Source organism: Streptomyces sp. NPDC051664 (genome assembly GCF_044453545.1).
In the GTDB taxonomy this organism is placed as follows: Bacteria; Actinomycetota; Actinomycetes; order Streptomycetales; family Streptomycetaceae; genus Streptomyces.
This window is the reverse complement of sequence record NZ_JBITCU010000046.1, coordinates 26543-43118: the sequence shown is the minus strand read 5'-3', so window position 1 is coordinate 43118 and position 16576 is coordinate 26543. Positions and strand designations below refer to the sequence as shown.

The following is a 16576-nucleotide window of genomic DNA, read 5'->3' as shown; positions in this document are numbered from 1 at the left end:
GATCTTGACGGCGGTGGTCTTGCCGGCGCCGTTCGGACCGAGCAGCGCGAAGATCGTTCCTTCCGGGACCGTCAGGTCGACCCCGTCGAGGACGATCTTGTCGCCGTAGGACTTGCGCAGCCCGTTCGCCGCGATGGCCAAGTTGCTCATGAGGGTGCTCCTTCAGAGGCTGCGGGCGACGATGTCGCCGTAGGCGGTGGTCGCGTGGATGTTCAGGCCGGGGGCGGCGCCGTCGGTGTTCTTGAGCGCGTTGTGGATCCGGCCGTAGGCGGTGCCGGCGTCCAGGGAGGCTGAGACCCCGCGGGCGGCGCCGACCGACACCTCGCCGGCCTCGGTGTGCAGCACGACCGTGCCGCCCACGGCCTCGGCGATCCGGATGTCGCCCTTCTTGGTGCTGATCTCCGCGGGGCCGCCCAGGCGGCCGACCGAGACGTCACCGGCGAGGAGGGTGAGGCGGGCGCTCGCGGTCTCGTCGAGCTTGACCGAGCCCTGCGCGCCCTCGAAGGCGACGTCCCCGAGCCGGCCGACACCCCTGAGTTCGGCGCTGGCCGCCTTCGCCGCGATGCGGGAGCCGACGGGCAGCTGGATGGTCACCTCGACGGATCCGGAGCTACCGAGGATCCGGTTCTTCGCCGGTGAGGCCTCGACCCGCAGCACGCCGTCGCCGTATTCGACCGTGATCTGCTCCGCCGCGTTCACGTCGCGGCCCTTCGAGGCGTCCGCGGGCAGGATCTCGACCGCGGTGTCGGCCCGGTCGGCAGCGATGAACCGGATGCGTCCCGCGGGGACGTCCAGGACGGCTGAGATCGGGGCGGGGGTGTCGAACTTCTGCATCGTGCTCTCCTTCGGTGCGGTGTTTCCGATGATGGAAAAGCTACGTTGCGTTCAAGAGTCCTTCAATAGGCTTGTTGCGCATAATCGCTATCAGTGCAGGTGGTAGCCGGGAATTCGTTGCAACGGTCCGGAGAGCTAATGCAACGAGGGATACCCGTTCGTTGCAATGAATCAAAAGTGAACGCTATAGGGAGGCATCAAGGAGCGCGAAGGGATCGCGATGCCGGGAGTCAGGCTCACCCAGCCCGAACGCCGGCAGGTCGCGCTGGGGCCGCCGACGGCCTCGTCTCCGCGGAGATCGCCGGACGTCTTGACCGTCCGGCCTCGACGATCACGCGCGAGGTGATGCGGAACGGCGGCCCTGCCGCCTACCGCGCCGACCTGGCCCACCGCGCGACCGAACGCCGCACCCACCGGTGCGCGCAGGCCGCCCCCGGGTTGCGGACGCGCCCCGCAGGCCCACGGACGCGCGAGTACGAGGAGATGTTCACCGCCGTCCTCACGCAAGCGAGCGCGCCCAAGTTGATGTCCCGGGTGCCGTCTGCCTCTACACCACCGACGCGGGCAGCCTCACCGCGTCCGAACCTGCCCAGCGCCCCGGGGTCAGCCCGGCGTCCGCCTCTGAAGCGGTCGCGTTCCTCGAGGGCCAGGGCCTCGTTCGCCGGGAACGCGACGACCGCCGTCGCGAGCGCTTCGGGCCGGCCGCGCACGGCGCTGGGGGCTGGCCTCCCGGCTTGCCGCGAAGGTGACCTCCCGTCACATCTGCGTGCCTCACGTTATTCTCCGGTCAGCTTTGTGTGAGTTTGTGTTGTTTGTGGTGATGGTGTAGTGGGTTTTCGCTGCGTCCGCTGTGGTCGATTCGGCGTCTGGCGGCGGGTTTTTCCCGTGGAGAGATGCAGGGCAGATGGTGCTTGGTTCTTTCAGGTCAAGGCCCGTCGGTGAGGTACGAGGCGTGCAGGGGTGGCGGAGTGCGCTGCCTGCCATCGGCGGCCGCAGGTCCGGGTCGTGGTGGTGGCTCGGGCGGGCGGGCGGGCGTGGCCGGCGAGGTGTGGTGGTGGGCGCGCTGGTGTCGGGGGCGGGGCTGCTTCCTCCTGCCGTCGCCGCGCCGGCGGCTGCGCCGGTGACCAAGACGTTCGCCGTCACCGGCGCCTCCGAGGAGTACACGGTCCCGGCGGAGGCGGTGGTGACCATCACCGCGGACGGCGCGGGTGGCTCGGACAGCGCAGTCAGCGCGGTTTGCAACTCCATCACGCCGTCGGTGGTGGGAGGGACGGGGGCGCGGGTGGTCACGACGCTGCCGGTCACCACCGCCGCCACCACCTACACCGTCAGCGTCGGCGGCACCGGAAGAAACGGATGCCCGGGTGCCGGCGGCGAGCGCGGGCACGTTGCCGGCGAATGGGCGGGACGAGGCGGTTGACTGCTGACATTCACCGGTACTGGCGGAGCCGGGGACACCGTCACCGTCATCGAAGGCAGGAAGCAGATCTGCTCGGCCACCGTGAACGATGCCGGGGACTGGAGTTGCAGCGGGCGAACGAGGCGTACGGGTGGTGAGCACACCTTCGTCGCCATCGCCACGGGCTCGACCGGCGCCATCGCCACCAGCGAACCAGTGACCGTCAAACTACGGCACCGTCTTTACGAGGAGTGGCTCCAGTGGCTCCACAGGTCCCTGGCATCAACAGCCCCGGGTGTCCGGGAAAGGGGCGTAATGAACAAGCGGATCTCCTGATCGGGGATCGGGGACGGGCGGGACGCCGAGGGTGTCCCGCCCGCACATGACGGCGGCGGCCCGCCGCCTGGCACGAATGACACCAGGCGGCGCCCTGCCGTCGCTTGGCGGGAAGGGCAAGAAGGACCGCCCTTCCCGGACGGCCGACCAGACCGGATCGAGAACACGGTGCGTGGGAGAAGAGATGTCCCTTCCGGACCCGGGGCGGGAGGCCGAGGCCGCGGCGGCCCTGGGCTTCGACCTCAGCGAATGCGTTCAGGAGCCCATTCATCTGCTGGGCAGGATCCAGTCCCACGGCACCCTGCTCGCCGTGGAGGCCGATACCGGCACCGTGGACACCGCAGCTCTGAACACCGGTTCCTTGCTGGGGATCGCGGCCCAGGAGTTGGTCGGGGGACCCATCACGCGGGTGCTGTCCGCCGAGGACTGGGCCGAGGCTCTTGAGGTCAGCGCTCAGCACGAGGCGGCAAGCCTGGTTCTCCCTGTCTCCATCGACGTGGCAGGCGCCCCCCGGATGTTCGACGTGACCGCACACCGGCAGGGGCCCTTTCTGATCCTGGAGTGCGAGCCGCGAGCCGTCGCATTGCCGCATTTCTCGCGCTACTACCAGGGGGTTCGGCGAGCCCTGACACGGCTTCGGTCGGCGACGACGGCAGCCGAGTGCTGCCAGGCGGCCACCCATGAGATCCGGGCACTCACCGGATTCGACCGTGTGGTCGCCTACCGCTTCGAGGGCGAGGACGGGCCAGGAGAGGTGGTCGCGGAGGAACTCACCGACGGCCAGGAGCCCTGGCTGGGGCTCTGGTTCCCCGCCAGTGACATCCCGCCCCAGGCGAGGCGGCTCTACCGAGACAACTGGATCCGGGTGATCGCTGACGTGGACGACGTCAGTGTGGGCTTGCACCCCCCGCGACGGCCCGGCTCGGGCCTGCCACTGGACCTGTCGAATTCCGTACTGCGCACCGTGTCCGGCTTTCATCTGGAGTACCTGCGGAACATCGGCGTGAAGTCGTCGATGTCGGTGAGCGTCCTCCGGGAGGGCGAGCTCTGGGGGCTCATCGCCTGTCATGGCGACGCCCCCGCCACCATTCCCCCGGAACTGCGGGCGGTATGTGAGTTCTTCGGTGTCGCTTTCTCCCTGCAACTCGCGGTCATCGAGGAACGAGAGCAGGCGGAGGCGCTCACCGCGTCCCGTGAGCGGCTTGATCAGATCATCTCCCGGGTCACGTCCGATCTGGAGGACTCGCTTCTGGCAGGCGACGACGCCCTCAGAACACTGCTGTACGCCGATGGTGCGGCGCTCTGCCGCGGCGGACGCAGCACCTCCAGCGGGATGAGTGTTGCGCCCGCTCTGCTGGAGACCCTCCAGGCACGCGCGGCAGGGCTGTCACCGGGCACGGTCTGGAGTACGGACCGCCTGTCCGAGGAACCGGACCAACCCGGCGGCGACCTGACGGAAAGCGGTCCGGCGGGGATCCTGATGGTGACGCTGAGCCGCTCGGGCGATTTCCTCGCCTGGTTCCGCAGGGACCGTCCCACCGCCCGCCAATGGGCCACCGACCCTTCCGAACCCGTCCAGGTCGGCCCGCGAGGCGAGCGGCTCACTCCTCGCGGGTCAGGTGCCGTCTTCCGCGCGGTGGTACGTGGACGGAGCCTGCCCTGGACGCCGACCGACCGCGCCACCGCGCAGGAGCTCTGGCGCACGCTGACCGGTCTCGTACTCCGGCACGAGGCCGAACTGACAGCGCTTACGGAACAGCTACGCGTCACCAACTCCGACCTCGACTCGTTCGCCCATGCGGCAGCCCACGACCTCAAGGAACCACTGCGGGGCATCTTCAACGCCGCGACCTTCGTCATCGAGGATGCCGCAGCGGACCTCGACGCGACGACTGTCCGACGGATGCTCACCATGCGGCGACTGGCCGGCCGGATGGATGACCTGCTCGACTCGCTGCTGCACTTCGCCCGGCTGGGCCGAGGCGGGCTGCACCGCATCCGTGTCCCACTGGACCGGGTGCTGGACTCCGCACTTGAGGTGGCCGGGGAACGTCTGGCCGAGGCCCACGTGCAGGTCGTCAGAAGGGATCTACCCGAGGTGTACGCCGATGAGCACCGGCTCTACGAGGTCCTGGTCAACCTCTTGGTGAACGCTGCCAAGTACGCCGCCGATCAAGGAGAGCGCACGGTCGAGGTCCTGGTCGACACACTCCGCACGCCGGCAGGCGGGCCCCCCCAGCAGACCGTCGTGGTCCGCGACAACGGCATCGGCATCCCGGCCGACCATCAGGGCGAGGTCTTCGAGCTGTTCCGCAGACTGCATGGGCAGGACGAGCGCGGTGGAGGCACCGGCGTGGGTCTCGCGATCGTCAAACGGATCGTCGAACGGCACGGCGGCGAGCTGTGGCTCGAAAGCGAACCAGGCCGCGGGACCAGCTTCTACTTCACTCTGGCTCACGAAGGCGGCGACTGAGCGGCAGGGCCCTCGTCCCCGCCCTTCGCTCTTCTCTGCCAGTAGTCGACGGCCCCCTTCAGAACGGTGCGGAAGAGCTCGAAGTTGACCGGCTTGTAGATGTAACTGTCGGCCCCTGCCGCGTAGGTTGCGTCGACCTCGTCCGGCGCGGTGTACGACGTGAAGACAACCACGGCCACGTTGTTCAGTTCAGGCATGGAGCGGATCGATCGGAGCACCGCGGCTCCACTGAGACCGGGCATGTGCAGATCCAGGAGGACGAGCCCCGGTCGTCGGGTGGCTTCCAGCAACCGATCGGCGACTCCGGCCCCCCTGTCGATGAATTCCAGCGTCAGACCAGGATGAGTGCGCCCGAGCGCCCGCTGAATCGCCTCAGCGTCCTCCGCCGAATCCTCGACCACCCAGACGAAGTCGTGATCGATCCTCGGATCTCCGGCTGACCCGCTCACGCGACCGTCTCCGCCTGTGCGACGAGCACGGCGATGTCGTCCGCACCCTCTGCCCGGAATTCCACAACAGCCGCTGCCAGCCGTTCGGCGAACCCCTGGGCCTCACCGGCCCCCTGCTGTGCCACCGCGTCCTGCAGGCAGGATTCGAAGAACGTCCCGTCAGCCGCTCTCGCCTCGGTCACCCCGTCGGTGAACAGCACCAGCGCGTCCCCCGGCGCCACATGCGCCGACCCGGATCCGTACTCGATTTCTTCCAGCACGCCCAGCAGATCCCCGTGGGCCGCGAGCTCCTCCACAGCGCCGTCCTCACGTCGCACCAGAGGCGCCGGATGTCCGGCACTCCAATAACGCAGGCGAAATCCCTTTCCGTCCGACACCAGCACCGCCACGAGCGCTGTCACGAAGCGGGACGTGCCCTCCCTGACCAGAGCCTGGTTCAGCCGTCCCAGCGCGTGCTCGGGCGTACTGCCGTTCTCGAGCAGGGTGCGCAAGGTATGGCGGGCCAGACCAGTGAGTGCCGCAGCCTCCGCCCCGCGCCCGCAGACGTCACCGATAAGGAGCGTCACACCGCCCTGCGCCCCCGGGACAGCGTCATAGAAGTCACCGCCCACATCGAGCGATTCATCGCCCACTGCGTATGCCGAACTCAGAGTGAGACCCGAAATCCGCGGTAGCTCTCTCGGTAGCAGATGCCGCTGGAGGGAGACCACGTGCTGGCGCCGCTGTTCGTAGAGGGTGCTGGTATCGATGGCCAACGCGGCCCGGTCTGCAAGATCGGCAAGGAACAGCGAGGCCACCTCGGCGATGTCCACCCGGTGGTAGAGGAACGTCAGAGTGCCCAGAGCCCGCCCCCGGGCTTTGAGCGGATTCACACTGAGCGCACGCACAGCACGCCCTGACCCGGACGAGGTGGTCCCGAAGGGTCCTCCTGCCAGCTCGTCACCTTGCAACACCAGCCCCTGCCCGCGGTCGACGACCTGCTGCAACACATCCGTGAGCCAGAGGTCCTCGGCCGCGACCACACCGAGCCACTGCTGCTCGAGCGCGTCCATATGTGAGAAGGCCACGGGAGTCAGTCCGCCGGAAAGACGCAGATGCACGACGCACCCCTCGGCGACAGCGGGTACAGCCGTCCGAGCCACCCGTCGCACGGTCCTCTCCACATCAAGGCTCGAATCCATCTGCAACGACGCCTCCGCCAGGAAGGCGTCACTCACCTGACGCAGCTCACCTTCGCGCCGCGCCACGATGCGCCTGTTGGAGACCATGGTGACCTCGGCCACCTGCTTCAACCGGGCCCGTAGCGTCACATCGACTGCGTCCCTGTCTGCGGTGCCGACCATGAACGACGTCCAGCCGCCCTGCCCCAGCGGCACGGCACACAAGGCCACACACCGCGCGCCCGCTGCCGCCAGAACCTGGACATGCGGCATAGCGCCGTCGAGCGCCGACACTGCGTGAACCGTGACAGCCGGATCGCCGCCCGGAGCCCCGGCGGCGGCAGATTCGCCAAAGTCCTGTTCGAATTCCACGAACGATGGCGTCGGCTCCGCAAGGGTGACGCTACGCAGATGGTGCAGCAGCCCACCGCTCCAGCGGGTGCCCACGACGGCCAGCACACCGGGCATACGAAGCAGCATGTCGTAGAGGGGGTCGGCCAGCTCCGCCACGTCCTGCGCCCTGTCGGCGAGACTCCAGAGCTCATGCAGCCGGCCGGACCACCATCCGTCGTCCGCCTGACAGGAAGCCTTGCCGTCGTGCTGCTCCACCGCTGATCCGCCGTTCCGTATTGCCACTGTCGGCTCCGGCCCGTCAGGGGAAACGCTATGCCACGCCGCGGCTGAGCGCCTCCAGGCGCGGCCTCCGCAGCGGCGCTCCGCACGAGACGCGCGAGGCCGATCGCCACGGGCCCGCACGCGCAGGGGCGCTGCCCGCCCGGTGCTGCCTCCATGGGGCCGATCGCTCCGACGGCCCTTCCGCGCACGGGCGGGGGCCCGAGCACAGACGGGCCTGCACCCCCGAGGCGTGCGGCGCAGGTCACTGGAAAATGCGTCTCGGCACTCGGGACTCCCGGCCGCCCTGTCGCAGCGAGTGGAGGCTGAAGCCTCAATCTGACGGGTTGTGAGGACGCCATGCCATGGGGGGCGGCGGCGTCCCGCCACGGCGCGAAACCGCCGCTCGGCCTCCGTACCAGCCCTTGCTTCATCTATCGAGATTCGATAGATTCCCATCGTAAATCGATGGAAGGATGGGCCATGGGAAAGCTGACAGTGGGTGCGCTGCGCGCCGTGCTCGTGGTGGTGCTGGCCGGCACCGTGTTCGTACAGGCAGGGATGGTGTGGGCGTTGGTCAGCGGGAGTGACCCGGAGGACGGGTCGCTCCCGCTGACCCCGCTGCGCGTGATCACGATCCTGGGCATGGTGTCGGTCCAGGTCGCCCTGGTCTGCGTATGGCGGCTGGTGACGATGGTGCGACGCGGAACCGTGTTCTCCCACACCGCCTTCCGGTACGTGGACGGCGTGATCGGCGCGATCGTGGCGGCTGCCCTCGTGTGGTTCGCGGTCACGGCCGTCAATGCGCCGGGCCAGCGGGAGGATCCGGGCGTCACCGTCATCATGGGCGGGATTGGCGTGGCCATCCTGGGGGTCGCGCTCATCGTGCTCGTGCTGCGGATGCTGCTCGCCCAGGCCGTCGCGCGCGACGTCGAAGCGGCGCAGATGCAGGCTGAGTTGGACGAGGTGATCTGATGCCGATCGCCGTCGACATCGACGTGATGCTGGCCAGGCGGAAGATGTCCGTGGGCGAGCTCGCGGACCGCGTAGGGATCACTCCCGCCAACCTGGCGGTGCTCAAGAACGGCCGCGCCAAGGCGGTGCGCTTCGCGACGCTCGCCGCGATCTGCGAGGTGCTCAAGTGTCAGCCGGGCGACCTGCTGCGCTGGGAGGCCGAGGACGCCGCGGGCGGATGACGTGCCCCAGGGCGGGCGTGAAAGCGCCTGGCACCACCGGCCCGCGACACGGCACGCGGACCGCATGGACGATCACCCGCTTCCAACCTCTGCTGGAGACCTCGCCGACCTGGCGGGCGTGGTCGTGACCAGCGACGCCATGCACACCCGGCGCGAGCACGCCAACTACCTGCTCGGCCGAGGCGCTCACTGCATCGTGACCGTGAAAGGGAACCGGAAGAAGCTCCACAAGCGGCTCAAGTCCCTTCCCTGGAAGTAGATCCCGCCGCTGCAGGGCCGCACCCGCGACACCGGCCACGGCCGCGGCGAGATCCGCCGCATCAAGGTGTTGCACGGTGAACAGCCTGCTCTTTCTCGGCGCCCGCCAGGCCGTCCGGCTCAAGCGCCGCCGAGTGGACCGCAAGACCGGCAAGGTCAGCAACAAGACCGTCTACACGGTCACCGGCCTCACTACGGAACAGGCCACACCCGCCGAGCTCGTCCGGCTGATCCGCAGCCACTGGAAGATCGAAGCCCTGCACCACGTCAGGGACGTGACGCCGAGGACGCCTCCCATCTGCGAACTGGCTCCGCACCCCGCGCCATGGCGACCTGGCGCAACCTCGCCATCGGCGCCCTTCGCCTCGCCGGGGAAAGCAGCATCGTCGCCGGCTTCCGGCGCAACGCCCGCGACGCCGGCCGACCGTTCGACCTCCTCGGACTCACATGATCACGAAACGGACGTCACGCGACTACGCCGGAGCCCTGGGTGTTGCAGCCGTCTGTAAATCGGACACCCCGGACAGGTCCAGTGCTGACTGTCCGGGCCGTTCTTGCTGGTCACGGCCCTGGCCGGACAGCTGCGACACCGGTAGCGCTTGTCGGGAGTGCCGCGCTGCTGTACCCCCAGCCAGGCCAGGGATTGCGGCGTGACTGCGCTCGGCATTGCTGCTGCGTCGGTAGCCCAGTTGATCCGTTTGCCTCCGCTGGTAGGGCGAACGCCATGCCAGCGCGAGTCCTTTAATCCAAATAAAATCCTCTTTGCATGTATATGAGTAGTTTCTATAGGCGGGTGACGGTGCATCACGAGTCCGTGGGACCTCGTCGCGAGTACAGCGCCTGTGACTGACCAGAGCTCACCTCGAGCGCCAGGGAGCCTGGCGACTGAGCTCAACGGTGACAAGAAAGGACTCATCCATGGCATTGGACGCCATCCCCTGCACCCCTCCTGGCAGGCGGAGAACACGGAGATTCAAAGCAACTGTCGCCATGCTGCCCGCGGCCGCGCTGGTGCTGACGATGACTTTGATCTCGAACCTTGCGAGCGCAGCTGAGGCGTCCGTGGGATTGGGGGCCGCCACGAGTTACGCGGTCCTGGCCGGTACAACGGTCACCAATGTGGTCGTCCCCCCGGTCCCCAACACGGTCGTCAACGGCGACCTGGGACTCAGCCCTGGGAGCTCGGTGACGGGCTTTCCGCCCGGAGTCGTCAACGGAGTGCAGCACGTCGCCGATGCTGCCGCCGTTCAGGCTAAGTCCGACCTGACCATCGCGTACAACGACGCGGCCAGCAGGCCGACCAACACCGTCCTGACCTCCCCGGGTGACATCGGCGGATCCACGCTGTTTCCCGGCGTCTACAGCGCTTCGTCGTCGCTGGGTCTCACCGGGACTGTCACTCTCGACGCCCAGGGTGACCCGAACGCCGTCTTCATCTTCAAGATCGGATCCACTCTGACCACAGCTTCGTCGAGCAACGTCCTGCTTATCAACGGAGCGCAGGCCTGCAACGTGTTCTGGCAGGTGGGGAGCTCCGCCACCCTCGGCACCAATTCCTTCTTCAAGGGCAACATTCTGGCCCTGACGGACATCACGGTGACCACCAACACGGCGATCGAGGGCCGGGCGCTGGCGCGCAATGGGCAGGTCACGCTGGACCACAACGTGATCACGAGGGCGGTCTGCCTGACAGGCCCGCCCGGGCCTCCTGGACCGACCGGATCGACCGGCCCCTCCGGGCCTCCTGGACCGACTGGGTCCACCGGACCCTCTGGTCCTCCTGGACCGACCGGATCGACCGGCCCCTCCGGGCCTCCTGGACCGACCGGTTCGACCGGCCCCTCCGGGCCTCCTGGACCGACCGGGCCTCCTGGGCCTCCCGGACCGAAGGGTCATAAGGGAGACAAGGGCCACAAGGGAGACAGGGGTCCGAAGGGTCACAAGGGAGACAAGGGCTCTAAGGGCCACAAGGGAGACAGGGGCCCTAAGGGAGACAAGGGATCTAAGGGGGACGGTCGCAAGGACAACGGCAAGAAGGACAACAGCCACAAGGACAACAGCCACAAGGACAAGGGCCACAAGGACAACAGTCACAAGGCTTGGTAGCGTCCGCTCGTTCCCATGGCTGTATCGCAACGGCGGCGGCCTCTGAGAAGCAGCGCCATACGTCCGCGAGGTGACTGCGCCCCTGGACATACCCTCCAGGGGCGCACACGCCCCGGTCGGACTCCCAGAGCAATGCTCATTACCTGTGGCGCAGGCAGGCCAACAGCACGGCAATTCGGAATAGACGGGAAACGAATCCGCTTTAGGTCGATTTGCGGTGTATTCTGAAAGTAAGGACGCACACTCTCACGTGTGGCGCCCTGGAAGGGCCGGCTCCGGTGGCGAGACCGTCGGAGCCGCTTCCATGTCCGCATCAACTCGGTGATGTGGGGATGATGCCCACGCCCATGAGGATCTGCTCCGCAGGCGTGCAGTTTCCGTCCTGCACGGCCATGGCCATCGCAGCGCGCGCGGCGGCGGCACTGGCCTGGGGCGGGATCACCAGGAACGAGAAGTGGTCCTGATCGCCACGCGTGACGATCATCGTGCTGTCGTCGACGGCGGACCAGTCGATACGGACGGTCCGGCCACCGATCACGAGGTGGCCCGGGGCATCGTCCCACGCACTCGCGTCCAGACCGACCCGCGCGATGGGTCCCAGCCTGGCGACCAAGGCATCGATCAGCCGGGGCAGTTGGGACGCTATGTCGCGGGTACGCGGCCACCACGCACCGTCGAAGATACCCTCACGATTGGAGGTCGTCTCCATCCGCAGCACCGCAGCCCCGGGAACGATCGGCCGACCGCTCGTGTCCGACAGGAGCAGGAGCGGTGCCGCGTCATCGGCATGGCCAGGGACATGCGCATCCGAAGTCATGGCAAGCCACTCGTCCGGGCGGGCACGTCGATGAAGATCTCCATGCCTCACATCCCTTCCTTCGGGCCGCCCGGCGCCCGGGCGGCGACTGCTCCGACACTGCGTCGCGAGGCCGGACCGGCGCTGTGGCCGCCTTCGGAGTCCCAGACCGTCTCCCGGACGAGGTCCCAGTCGGCCTCGGCCGCAGCCCGGAAGAGCTCGGCCTCCCGCATCAGCCCACTCGCGGTGAGGCTCCGTACCGGATCGGCGGCTGCGGTCAGCAGTCGGGCGGCGGTACCCGGGTCCGTCTGCGGTGGGATCACCAGCAGGTCCCAACGGCCGGTGGTGTAGGAGAGGAGCAGCAACTTGTTCGGATCCTGTTCGGGCTTGAACCAGCCGACGTGGACCACATGGCCCCGGACGGGCACCTTCCGTGGGATCACGGGCCAGAAGGTGGGGTTCACCGTCACGCGGGTGATCCGCCCCCACAGCGGGTCGAGCACCGCTGTCAGCGCGGGAAGTTCCGCCGACAGATCGCGCGACCGCGGCCACCACGCGCCGTCCAGCAGAGCGGGATCGGTGCCGGTCGGGGCCAGCGAGAGGCGCGGCGGCAACGAGGACAAAGAGAAGGTCCGGTCGTCGACCGCGGACGTGTACAGAATGGTCGCAGTCATGACACGAACCCTGCCCCGGGCCGGTGTACACCGGCCCGGCGTTGTGAGTCGCCAAGAACGACACGGGCTCGGAAGCTCGTGTACGGAATGTTCCGGGTATGTCCAGGGTACTCCGGCGGGGCATCCGGCGGAGTACGACAGCCCTGGGGATATAGGCCCCCGACGGATCGAACGACATGCCGGAACCTTCCGGTCACCACACCTGGAAGGAACACCGCTCGTGACCGGCGGTTCGTTACCCCCACCGTGATCATCTCTACCGGCGCCCGGCGCCCGGCGCCCGGCGCCCGGCGCCCGGCGCCCGGCGCCCGGCGCCCGGCGCCCGGCGCCCGGCGCCCGGCGCCCGGCGCCCGGCGCTCGGCGCCTGGCCGCCGCCTCGCTGACAGCAGCCGCCCTGGCCGCACCCCTGCTCATGTCCCCGACCGCGTACGCCGACTCGCCGGAAACCATCGGTTGATGAACAGCTGAGGGGGAAGCACCAACGGCGCTTCCCCCTCAGAGGCCTACTTGTGCGGGAGGCCTCCGGGTTGCCCAGCCTTGCTCATAGCCCCGAGTGAACCGCCGACCGCCGACGACATGGGCCGACATGCCGCGCTTGGCGTAATCAGCCGATCGGGCGGGCGTTCCAGGTCACGTTGTGCGGAGGCGGTGACCGGGGCGGTGGCAGGAAGAAGGTGGCATACCGGCCATGGGCGAGGAGAGCTTGGATCGCTCGGAGGGTTTTGGCGAGCGGCTGCTCGGTCTGCTGCTGGACAGGGCACGGCTGCTGCCGCCGCAGCTGATCGCCCCGCTGGTCGCGGAGGAGGTGGCCAGGATCGGAGGTCGTGACGTCTCCATCCTGCTCCAGGACTACGCGCAGGAGCTGCTGGTGCCGTTACCGGGCAGGAAACTGCACGTCAGCCAGCCCGAGCCGATCATTGATTCCTCCGCCGGCCGGGCGTTCCTGCGCGGGGACGTCGTCGAGGTGCCGCAGACTCCCTCGGGAGTGCGGATGTACCTGCCGCTGCTGGACGGCAGCGACACGGTGGGCGTGATGGCCCTCACGCTGGACGCCGTCGGTGACGACGACCGGCGGCTGCTGAGTCGGCTCTCCGGCCTGGTCGCCGACATGCTGGTCACCAAGGGCGCCTACACCGACGAGTTCTTCCGGGCCCGGCGCCGTGAGCCGATGAGCGTGTCCGCGGAGATCCAGTGGAGCCTGCTGCCGCCGACGTCGATGTCCGTGCCGCAGGTCGAGGTAGCCGGCATCCTGGAGCCCGCCTACCGCGTCGCCGGCGACAGCTTCGACTACGCCCTCAACGGCAACATCCTGCACGCGGCCGTGATCGACGCGATGGGCCACGGCCTGGATGCCGCCACGATGGCGACCGTGGCCATCGGCGCCTACCGTCATGCCCGGCGCGCCTTTGTCAGCCTGGCCGAGAAGTACGCGGCCATGGACGATGCCATCTCGCGGCAGTTCGGTCCCGACCACTTCGTCACGGCGCAGCTGATGCATGTGAACATCGCCACCGGTGAGATGGAACTGGTCAACGCGGGCCACCCCGCGCCGCTGCTGATCCGCGACGGCCAGGTCGTGCAGCAGCTGGAGAGCGCGACGACGCTGCCCGTCGGCTTCGGCGGTGAGGAGCCCCGGATCAGAGAGCACACGCTTCAGCAGGGCGACCGGGTGCTGTGCTACACCGACGGCATCATCGAGGAACACGTCAACGGCGGGGAGCAGTTCGGCGAGGAACGCCTCATCCGCTGCGTGAACCGCCTGGGGGAGGAGCCGCCGCAGGGGCTGCGGGCGGATCTGCGCCGGCTCTCCCACACGCTGAAGTGGGAACGGCGCGGGCGCACCAGCGACGACGCCACCCTTTTCATGATCGAGTGGCACGGAGGCGCCGCCGACCACCTCGCGGTCCTTGACTGAGCGCCCGCGCGTCAGACCCGATCACGGATCGCCGAGCCCGAACTCACCTCAGGTCAGCGGGCACCGGGCGACACCAAGTCTGCTGCGGGGAAGCGGTTCCTCGTCCTGCCGGCCTTTCTGGAGAAGGACCTCAAGCGGCATCTGGCCCGGTACGCGGAGATGCAGCCGGACGGACCGCTGTTCGTGGGGGAGTGGGGCAAGCCGATTCTGCCCGGTGATGGTCATGCCGACCGGCTTCGCGAGCCGTTCGACGGATGCGTGTGTGCCTCCACCGGAATCCGTGCGGACCCGCGTCCGCCGCCCTCGCCGGTACCTTGTCGAGGCCGTTGCGCCCCCTCACCTGTCGCGGAACTCCTGCGTTTGTCGCTGGCCCCCTGCAGGTTTGTCCGTGATCGGTAACCGAGGGATCTTGCCGGGGCGTTCGTCTGTCTTCATGGGTGCACGGCATCGGCGGAGACAACAAAGGGGCGGGCGGACATGGCAATGCACAAGGGAAGGGGATGGCACGGTCGGCTTCTCGCGGCGGCGCTCGGGGTGACGGTGGCGGCCGCTGCCACCTCGGTGTGGACCGCGCAGGCCGACACCGCCGGAGGGCGGCAGCCGCAAGCGCGTGTCTCAGCACCGGACGCCCAGGGCCAGGTGGCCAAGGTGGCGGCGGACATCGCGCACGCCTCGGACCGCGGCGCCCGGGGCGTCAACATCACCATCGACGACGGACCGGACCCGGTCTGGACGCCGCAGGTGCTGCAACTGCTGAAGGACAACGGAGTGAAGGCTACGTTCTGCATGGTGGGCACGCAGGCCCAGGCATACCCGGACCTGGTCAAGGAGGTCGTGGCGGCGGGGCACCGGCTGTGCAACCACACTGTCTCGCACGACACCACCATGGACGCCCGGTCCGAGGCCTACCAGTCCCAGCAGATCCTGGATGCCGAACGCATGATCACCAAGGCGTCCGGGGGCGTCCGGCCGCAGTATTACCGGGCCCCGGGCGGTGCTTTCACCCCGTACAGCCGGCAACTCGCCGCGTCCCGGGGGATGCGGCCGTTGGGCTGGAACGTCGACTCCAAAGACTTCGAGCGTCCCGGCGTGGACACCATGGTCGCCACCGTCAAGAGCGAGATCTCCAACGGGCCGACCGTCCTCTTCCACGACGCGGGAGGGGATCGCTCCCAGACCTTGGCCGCTCTGCGCGAGGTCCTGCCCTGGCTGAAGCAGCAGGGCTACTCCTTCGGCTTCCCCGTGCGGTGAATGAGGCTTGACCGCACCGACGTCCAGACCCGGCCCCCCGGCACCAGCAGAACCCACCCGTTGAGTCGGTGGCGGCTTGGTCGGCGCCTGGCACAGCAAGACCGTCAAGCTGAAGTAGCCCGCTCTCTGCTCTGGGCTCCGCGCGTGGACATCCGCGCCATCGACCCCCGGGACACTGCCTGGAGCAGGAACATGCCTGTTACCGCGTCTACTTCTGGGACAGGCCGGCTGTCGCTGCACACGAGTACGAGGTCCTGGACGCGGTCGACATCGACGACCTCCTGACCTGGGTATCGGTCCACGCGACCGAACGCGGACGGGGCTACACGATCCATGCCTCCACTGCCGACGGAGGCAGTCCGGGCATCCGTTGACCGTGGTTCACCGCTTCTTCTGGTGCGGACGCAGGTGTTGCTACAGGCCGCGACCTGGGCTGATCGGCGTTGCAGATCTCCTGCAAGGCCCTCTTCGCGCCGGGCTGGGCCGACTTCGGGCAGGCATCGAGAACGTTCGCGGATTTGTGAACCCAGCACCTCTGGTGGCGGTTTCGGGAAAGACTTCCGCGAGAGCCTGCCAAAAGCCCAGGGCGCCATCGCCGACCGCCAGGACGGGAGCGCGCATGCCCCGGCGTGCGGCGTCCCGCAGCAGGTCCGCCCAGGACCCGGACGACTCGCGGTAGCCGTCGGCCATGCGGCCCGCTTTGGTGACGGTGATTTCGAGGCGCTTCGGCATCATCACGTCGTGGACGTAGCGCCGGTAGATCACGACATATACGCCCTGGACGGCTGTGAGAGCGGCCCGTCCAGCGGCTCAAGCGCGATGCGGTCTGGGGTGTCACCATGACCGCAGCTTCTGCTTTCACTTCCAAGCCCATCAAGGACCCCGTGCTGCCACCGACGGAAATTACGGAGAAGGACGCCATGAGGCGCGTGGAAGAACAGGCCGGCGCGAAGCCGACGAGCGCTAAGCTCCTCGCCCAGCCAGTAGGAGGAAAGTGGCGGCCGGTCTGGCTGATAGGCGTGAACGGAGGCGACGCCTTCATCGACGCCGCCACGGGACAGAAGACTCAACCTGACAAGTAGACGATGTTCGGAAAAACAGGAGGCCCCGGGCCGCT

At 68.3% G+C, this 16576-nt stretch carries 17 protein-coding genes and 3 pseudogenes; 13 read left to right on the top strand and 7 right to left on the bottom strand.

The features are described 5' to 3' along the window. Positions 1 to 150 (bottom strand): ATP-binding cassette domain-containing protein (locus ACIA8E_RS38515; RefSeq protein WP_399305935.1); only part of this gene is annotated, 150 nt, incomplete at its 3' end. Positions 151 to 162: 12 nt separating this feature from the next. Further along, positions 163 to 834, bottom strand: coding sequence for a DUF4097 family beta strand repeat-containing protein (locus tag ACIA8E_RS38510; protein ID WP_399305918.1), 672 nt, complete (start codon positions 832 to 834; stop codon positions 163 to 165). Between the two features lie 220 nt (positions 835 to 1054). Here ACIA8E_RS38510 and ACIA8E_RS38505 point away from each other — a divergent pair. The 4 genes and pseudogenes from ACIA8E_RS38505 to ACIA8E_RS38490 all read left to right on the top strand — a co-directional run. Next, positions 1055 to 1529 (top strand): annotated as a pseudogene (locus ACIA8E_RS38505) (helix-turn-helix domain-containing protein); the annotation flags it as partial. 257 nt (positions 1530 to 1786) lie between these two features. After that, positions 1787 to 2254, top strand: a complete 468-nt coding sequence (locus ACIA8E_RS38500) for a hypothetical protein (protein WP_399305915.1) — start codon at positions 1787 to 1789, stop codon at positions 2252 to 2254. Then, positions 2255 to 2569: an Ig-like domain-containing protein gene (locus tag ACIA8E_RS38495; RefSeq protein WP_399305932.1), complete on the top strand. Its 315-nt coding sequence runs from the start codon at positions 2255 to 2257 to the stop codon at positions 2567 to 2569. Positions 2570 to 2753: 184 nt separating this feature from the next. Further along, entirely contained in the window at positions 2754 to 5042 is a 2289-nt protein-coding gene (locus tag ACIA8E_RS38490) for an ATP-binding protein (RefSeq protein WP_399305912.1), read from the top strand. Here the strand turns inward: ACIA8E_RS38490 and ACIA8E_RS38485 are convergent. Both ACIA8E_RS38485 and ACIA8E_RS38480 read right to left on the bottom strand, forming a co-directional pair. Further along, positions 5024 to 5491 carry a response regulator gene (locus ACIA8E_RS38485; protein ID WP_399305909.1) on the bottom strand — a complete coding sequence of 156 codons (468 nt, stop codon included), beginning with the start codon at positions 5489 to 5491 and terminating at the stop codon, positions 5024 to 5026. The two genes, ACIA8E_RS38490 and ACIA8E_RS38485, sit on opposite strands and share 19 nt — an antisense overlap. Next, on the bottom strand, positions 5488 to 7161 hold the full coding sequence (locus tag ACIA8E_RS38480) for a PP2C family protein-serine/threonine phosphatase (RefSeq protein WP_399305907.1): 1674 nt from the start codon (positions 7159 to 7161) through the stop codon (positions 5488 to 5490). The genes ACIA8E_RS38485 and ACIA8E_RS38480 overlap by 4 nt, the downstream gene beginning before the upstream one ends. A 585-nt stretch (positions 7162 to 7746) precedes the next feature. On the opposite strand from ACIA8E_RS38480, the gene ACIA8E_RS38475 reads away from it, so the two are divergent. The 5 genes from ACIA8E_RS38475 to ACIA8E_RS38455 all read left to right on the top strand — a co-directional run bounded on the left by ACIA8E_RS38475 (position 7747) and on the right by ACIA8E_RS38455 (position 10823). After that, a complete protein-coding gene (locus ACIA8E_RS38475) occupies positions 7747 to 8238 on the top strand; it encodes a DUF2975 domain-containing protein (protein ID WP_399305904.1) in 492 nt (163 codons plus the stop codon). Next, the gene (locus ACIA8E_RS38470) at positions 8238 to 8459 is read left to right on the top strand and encodes a helix-turn-helix domain-containing protein (protein WP_399305901.1); all 222 of its coding nucleotides are present in this window, start codon (positions 8238 to 8240) and stop codon (positions 8457 to 8459) included. Before ACIA8E_RS38475 ends, ACIA8E_RS38470 begins: the two co-directional genes overlap by 1 nt. Before the next feature lie 64 nt (positions 8460 to 8523). Then, a complete protein-coding gene (locus ACIA8E_RS38465; protein ID WP_399305898.1) occupies positions 8524 to 8718 on the top strand; it encodes a hypothetical protein in 195 nt (64 codons plus the stop codon). Between the two features lie 324 nt (positions 8719 to 9042). Beyond that, a complete protein-coding gene (locus ACIA8E_RS38460) occupies positions 9043 to 9168 on the top strand; it encodes a hypothetical protein (protein WP_399305895.1) in 126 nt (41 codons plus the stop codon). A gap of 539 nt (positions 9169 to 9707) precedes the next feature. Beyond that, on the top strand, positions 9708 to 10823 hold the full coding sequence (locus ACIA8E_RS38455) for an ice-binding family protein (RefSeq protein WP_399305892.1): 1116 nt from the start codon (positions 9708 to 9710) through the stop codon (positions 10821 to 10823). 313 nt (positions 10824 to 11136) lie between these two features. Here the strand turns inward: ACIA8E_RS38455 and ACIA8E_RS38450 are convergent, their stop codons facing one another. Together ACIA8E_RS38450 and ACIA8E_RS38445 are read right to left on the bottom strand one after the other, a co-directional pair. After that, a complete protein-coding gene (locus tag ACIA8E_RS38450; RefSeq protein ID WP_399305890.1) occupies positions 11137 to 11640 on the bottom strand; it encodes a DUF5994 family protein in 504 nt (167 codons plus the stop codon). Positions 11641 to 11687: 47 nt separating this feature from the next. Next, positions 11688 to 12293 (bottom strand): DUF5994 family protein, encoded by a 606-nt coding sequence (locus ACIA8E_RS38445; protein WP_399305887.1) that lies wholly within the window; start codon positions 12291 to 12293, stop codon positions 11688 to 11690. Between the two features lie 688 nt (positions 12294 to 12981). On the opposite strand from ACIA8E_RS38445, the gene ACIA8E_RS38440 reads away from it, so the two are divergent. From ACIA8E_RS38440 to ACIA8E_RS38430, 3 genes and pseudogenes are all read left to right on the top strand, one after another. Beyond that, a complete protein-coding gene (locus ACIA8E_RS38440; RefSeq protein WP_399305884.1) occupies positions 12982 to 14208 on the top strand; it encodes a PP2C family protein-serine/threonine phosphatase in 1227 nt (408 codons plus the stop codon). Between the two features lie 18 nt (positions 14209 to 14226). Beyond that, a pseudogene (locus tag ACIA8E_RS38435) lies at positions 14227 to 14412 on the top strand (site-specific integrase); the annotation flags it as partial. A gap of 273 nt (positions 14413 to 14685) precedes the next feature. Then, positions 14686 to 15459: a polysaccharide deacetylase family protein gene (locus ACIA8E_RS38430; protein WP_399305881.1), complete on the top strand. Its 774-nt coding sequence runs from the start codon at positions 14686 to 14688 to the stop codon at positions 15457 to 15459. A 438-nt stretch (positions 15460 to 15897) separates the two neighbouring features. Here the strand turns inward: ACIA8E_RS38430 and ACIA8E_RS38425 are convergent. Next, positions 15898 to 16149 (bottom strand): annotated as a pseudogene (locus tag ACIA8E_RS38425) (transposase); the annotation flags it as partial. 149 nt (positions 16150 to 16298) lie between these two features. On the opposite strand from ACIA8E_RS38425, the gene ACIA8E_RS38420 reads away from it, so the two are divergent. Then, complete coding sequence (locus ACIA8E_RS38420; protein WP_399305878.1) at positions 16299 to 16541, top strand: PepSY domain-containing protein; 243 nt, start codon at positions 16299 to 16301, stop codon at positions 16539 to 16541. Positions 16542 to 16576 lie beyond the last annotated feature (35 nt).

Excerpts from the sequence above, each read along its gene's own strand:
- ACIA8E_RS38430 (WP_399305881.1), top strand. The coding sequence starts at position 14,686 with ATGGCAATGCACAAGGGAAGGGGATGGCACGGTCGGCTTCTCGCGGCG.
- ACIA8E_RS38420 (WP_399305878.1), top strand. The coding sequence starts at position 16,299 with ATGACCGCAGCTTCTGCTTTCACTTCCAAGCCCATCAAGGACCCCGTG.
- ACIA8E_RS38455 (WP_399305892.1), top strand. The coding sequence starts at position 9,708 with ATGCTGCCCGCGGCCGCGCTGGTGCTGACGATGACTTTGATCTCGAAC.
- ACIA8E_RS38445 (WP_399305887.1), bottom strand. The coding sequence starts at position 12,293 with ATGACTGCGACCATTCTGTACACGTCCGCGGTCGACGACCGGACCTTC.
- ACIA8E_RS38510 (WP_399305918.1), bottom strand. The coding sequence starts at position 834 with ATGCAGAAGTTCGACACCCCCGCCCCGATCTCAGCCGTCCTGGACGTC.
- ACIA8E_RS38475 (WP_399305904.1), top strand. The coding sequence starts at position 7,747 with ATGGGAAAGCTGACAGTGGGTGCGCTGCGCGCCGTGCTCGTGGTGGTG.
- ACIA8E_RS38450 (WP_399305890.1), bottom strand. The coding sequence starts at position 11,640 with ATGACTTCGGATGCGCATGTCCCTGGCCATGCCGATGACGCGGCACCG.
- ACIA8E_RS38490 (WP_399305912.1), top strand. The coding sequence starts at position 2,754 with ATGTCCCTTCCGGACCCGGGGCGGGAGGCCGAGGCCGCGGCGGCCCTG.
- ACIA8E_RS38440 (WP_399305884.1), top strand. The coding sequence starts at position 12,982 with ATGGGCGAGGAGAGCTTGGATCGCTCGGAGGGTTTTGGCGAGCGGCTG.
- ACIA8E_RS38460 (WP_399305895.1), top strand. The coding sequence starts at position 9,043 with ATGGCGACCTGGCGCAACCTCGCCATCGGCGCCCTTCGCCTCGCCGGG.
- ACIA8E_RS38470 (WP_399305901.1), top strand. The coding sequence starts at position 8,238 with ATGCCGATCGCCGTCGACATCGACGTGATGCTGGCCAGGCGGAAGATG.
- ACIA8E_RS38465 (WP_399305898.1), top strand. The coding sequence starts at position 8,524 with ATGGACGATCACCCGCTTCCAACCTCTGCTGGAGACCTCGCCGACCTG.